Raw genomic sequence first — 3,305 nt, 5'->3', positions numbered from 1 at the left:
GAAGCCGTCAACCTTAGCCAACACCAGCGGGTCAAAGGGGCTTACCACATACAGAACGTCAATGCCTACCACAGCCGCTTCAAGCTGTGGCTAGACCGCTTTCATGGTGTCGCCACCGACTATTTGCCGCACTATCTCGGCTGGCGGCGGGTCTTTGAGCAGCACCATAACCCAACACCCCAATGGCTGCTCAATGCCGCCTTGGGGAATTTTCAACAATCAACGGTGACATAGCCAAGAATAATGAGTGGTGATGTCCCCTGTCGTATGGTGCAGCAGCACTTTACGGGTTTCAAAAGCGACACCCGCCGCCCTGAGGCGCCTTCCAAAGGTGTGCTTTAATTGTGCGGCCCTTTGGTGAAAGATCCGTCACAAGGAAGCTTGGCCTTTTTCCACGCGTTCTTCCAGGACGTGGTATGCATCCGCTCCAGGCGTTTTTCCTTAAATGGAAACACATAGGTTGGATGTAGCCCCCGCTGCCCCTCGACCACCGAACCCGCTATACGGTTTAGGACGACGATCTGGTCTTCCTTATTTTTCTCGCCAGGCCAGATACCGTCATCATAAGCCACCGATTTTCCGGGGGTGATGAAAATGGAGGTTTTTAGCGCGGGGACTTTGACTTCCCAATCCCATCGTAGCCAACAAACCCCCCTGTTCACGTAACCCGGTATTCACTTTAAACAGTGCCATCTTATGCAGATAGTCGGGCAGCAGCTTAAAAAACTGCTGTTGCTCATCCCAGGTCAATGGATACGGTTCAGCGGCGTCTTCCCAATTGGGCAATTGCAGCAATGGCGCGGTATCAATCCAAGGTTGGTTATTCTCATCCCGCCAAACTCGCGCTGACAGCGTGAGTATCCTGCGAACGACAGCCAAATCCCGGGCAATGGTCCCGCTTTTTATGCCCTGGCCTTTTCTCGTTTCAATATACGATTGAAGCGTGCCCATATGCACTTTCTTGATTTCCAGGTCACCAATAAAGGCATCCAATTGCTTTAGGCAATTAGCGTCCCTGGCCAAGCTTCGCTTGCAGGACTCATTCAGGAATTTCGTCGCCGCCATCCGAAAAGTCCGGACTGGCCTTACCCCGTAGACTGAGGCTTGCCGGATTTCTTCGATTTTGCGGGCGAGGTATTCTTCCGCTTTCCCGAGGTCGCTTTCGCCAGTGCTTTCGCAAAGGCGTCGGCCTCGGACTTTTTTGTCGATATGCCAGCAATCGCCGCGTTTGACGAGCCCTGACGTTTTTTTGCGTCCCATGATGAACCTCCGTTAGGTTGATCAAGACGCCCGTTGCGGGTGATATAATCATATGCCCAGGCATCCAAGTCAAGCCTGTCAAATGCGATGCCCTGGGTACCGATGGGGACTTCGGTGAGCGCCGGGCGGACCAGGCTGTTAAAGCGGTTCCAGTCCATGCCCAAGTAAAATGGCGCATCCCTAAGCCGTATCAGCCGGGGCAATAGGTGGGACATAGCTTGGGATTTGGCCATCGTGTTCACAACGTGGTTTTGCAAACGCAACAGCGTTCCGAAACATCTTCCCGCGCCTTTATCAAAACCGCCGAACCACAATGAGAGCATCTAACGACCTCAATTTGTTTCGCCATCAGATCCCGTGCAACTACCCATGCCTCCGAAAAATCCAGTGGACTGTCCGGGCAAAACATTTTGTAAATATCAAAGGCGATAATGACCTTTTGGATAGGCTATGTCACCGTTAATTGTGGAAGCCTTAAATGACGCGGCTTTGAGCGAAAGCCGCAATCCGCATTAAATAAGGCTTTGCGCCGAACATAAAATTTTTTCAACAACTAACGGTGACATAGCCTTTGGATATGGCCTGCCTGGCTTTGAGATTCAACGGTTTGGAAACACACGGCAAACAGCGTCACGGCCTTGCGTTTCCTCACGCTCCGTGTCAGCCCTTGGGTGGAGTATTTCAACGCGCCCGGACTTGGCGAGCGGCTATGCAATTCACGGTAGGCTTCTCTGAGCACTTGCTTGGGTATTGCGGTTTCCCTGTGGACGATTGAGATCCTGGCATGACGTTTCAGCAGTTCCAGTGCCAATGCTTGCCGGGCAGAATTCTTGAACATACCCTGTACCCACGGGTCAGTGCGGGCCACTCAAACCCAGAAGCACATCCACCACGTCATGAGGCCGGGTTAGCAAGTCCTGGAGGAAGTTGGCCGTAAATCGCGGCGCAAAACATAGCCAACCGGCTTGGGCAAGCTGCTGGATGTCGTTGATGGACAACTGGCTGATCGCCAGACGGAGCGCTTCATCGCCTATCCCCATCATCAATTCGGCAAGCATCCCGTTTTCCCTAGCCAATTCACGGGCTTTGATCAGCCAGGCGAGGTTCAGATCGTAAATTTCCGCATCACTGGCTTGATTGAGCTGGTTTTCTCGCTGGCCTAAGAAATGATTCAACGCATTGGCGTTGAAAGCCGCCTTCATGGCCTTGTCTATATCCGGGCTGACGTTAATGACTTGTAATTCACTACGCAGGAAATCAGCGCCATATTCCGCCACTAGGGGCAAAAACAATTCCTGAAGAAAACCTTGGCTGATCGCGCCGACACCGTCGAAATCGACGATTAAGGCCTGGTGGCTGGTAAAGCATTCACGGGCTAACCGCGCCAAACTTTTACCATGGCATGGCTGGGGCATTTTCAGGTCGGTCATGTTTTTAACAGCGATATACATTTTCTTTCTCCCCCAGGTGATTTTTCAATCATTCCCGGCTCAAAATTATCCATGAATCCATGCTATGGAGGTTTTGAATGTATTTTTAAATTTTCAACACAATATGTCGTATTAACTACTGATGTTACGCACCCCCATCCCAAAAGCGTATCATTTCAGGATGGATAAAGAAAAAACAGAACTCTACACAGACTACCTGATTTGCAACCAAGGCTTGGCGACGGCGACCAGCCTGGGCGATGCTTGACGGTGAAGTCAGCCATGACCAGATAACCCGCCACATGTCCGCGAGGCAGTACACCTCAAAAGACTTGTGGGTTGATGCCAAACGCACCGTGCGCCAGATCGAGAAGGATGACGCGTGCCTGATCTTCGACGACACCGTCCAGGAAAAGGCCAGCACCGACGAGAACGAGATCATGTGTTGGCACTATGACCACTGCAAAGGCCGCACGGTCAAAGGCATCAACCTGCTGAACGCGCTGTACCACAGCGGGGACGTGTCGGTTCCGGTCGCCTTCGAAGTGGTGCGCAAACCGCATCAGTTCAGCGACGTAAAAACCCGCAAGGTCAAGCGGGCGGCGGAGTTCACCA

Annotated in this window: 5 protein-coding genes and 2 pseudogenes; 2 read left to right on the top strand and 5 right to left on the bottom strand. The window is 52.1% G+C overall.

Annotated elements, in window-relative coordinates:
- Positions 1-234, top strand: a pseudogene (locus tag METMI_RS0100030) (IS1595 family transposase); the annotation flags it as partial.
- A gap of 104 nt (positions 235-338) precedes the next feature.
- Here METMI_RS0100030 and METMI_RS27320 read toward each other — a convergent pair.
- The 5 genes from METMI_RS27320 to METMI_RS0100010 form a co-directional block, all read right to left on the bottom strand.
- Positions 339-572 (bottom strand): hypothetical protein, encoded by a 234-nt coding sequence (locus METMI_RS27320; RefSeq protein WP_051102293.1) that lies wholly within the window; start codon positions 570-572, stop codon positions 339-341.
- A complete protein-coding gene (locus tag METMI_RS25150) occupies positions 562-1,065 on the bottom strand; it encodes a hypothetical protein (protein ID WP_051102290.1) in 504 nt (167 codons plus the stop codon). The genes METMI_RS27320 and METMI_RS25150 overlap by 11 nt, the downstream gene beginning before the upstream one ends.
- 20 nt (positions 1,066-1,085) lie before the next feature.
- The gene (locus METMI_RS0100020) at positions 1,086-1,583 is read right to left on the bottom strand and encodes a hypothetical protein (protein WP_019864096.1); all 498 of its coding nucleotides are present in this window, start codon (positions 1,581-1,583) and stop codon (positions 1,086-1,088) included.
- A 230-nt stretch (positions 1,584-1,813) separates the two neighbouring features.
- Positions 1,814-2,098 (bottom strand): FlhC family transcriptional regulator, encoded by a 285-nt coding sequence (locus METMI_RS28225; RefSeq protein ID WP_019864095.1) that lies wholly within the window; start codon positions 2,096-2,098, stop codon positions 1,814-1,816.
- Between the two features lie 16 nt (positions 2,099-2,114).
- Positions 2,115-2,711, bottom strand: coding sequence for an STAS-like domain-containing protein (locus METMI_RS0100010; protein WP_019864094.1), 597 nt, complete (start codon positions 2,709-2,711; stop codon positions 2,115-2,117).
- Positions 2,712-2,871: 160 nt separating this feature from the next.
- Here METMI_RS0100010 and METMI_RS22795 point away from each other — a divergent pair.
- A pseudogene (locus METMI_RS22795) lies at positions 2,872-3,305 on the top strand (IS701 family transposase); the annotation flags it as partial.

It is taken from the genome of Methylovulum miyakonense HT12 (assembly GCF_000384075.1).
In the GTDB taxonomy this organism is placed as follows: Bacteria; Pseudomonadota; Gammaproteobacteria; order Methylococcales; family Methylomonadaceae; genus Methylovulum; species Methylovulum miyakonense.
The sequence above is the reverse complement of the archived record's forward strand: the minus strand, read 5'-3'. Positions and strand labels throughout refer to the sequence as shown.

What these genes read in the sequence shown, in the direction of transcription:
- METMI_RS0100010 (WP_019864094.1), bottom strand. Translation starts at nt 2,711, where the DNA reads ATGTATATCGCTGTTAAAAACATGACCGACCTGAAAATGCCCCAGCCA.
- METMI_RS0100020 (WP_019864096.1), bottom strand. Translation starts at nt 1,583, where the DNA reads ATGCTCTCATTGTGGTTCGGCGGTTTTGATAAAGGCGCGGGAAGATGT.
- METMI_RS28225 (WP_019864095.1), bottom strand. Translation starts at nt 2,098, where the DNA reads ATGTTCAAGAATTCTGCCCGGCAAGCATTGGCACTGGAACTGCTGAAA.
- METMI_RS25150 (WP_051102290.1), bottom strand. Translation starts at nt 1,065, where the DNA reads ATGGCGGCGACGAAATTCCTGAATGAGTCCTGCAAGCGAAGCTTGGCC.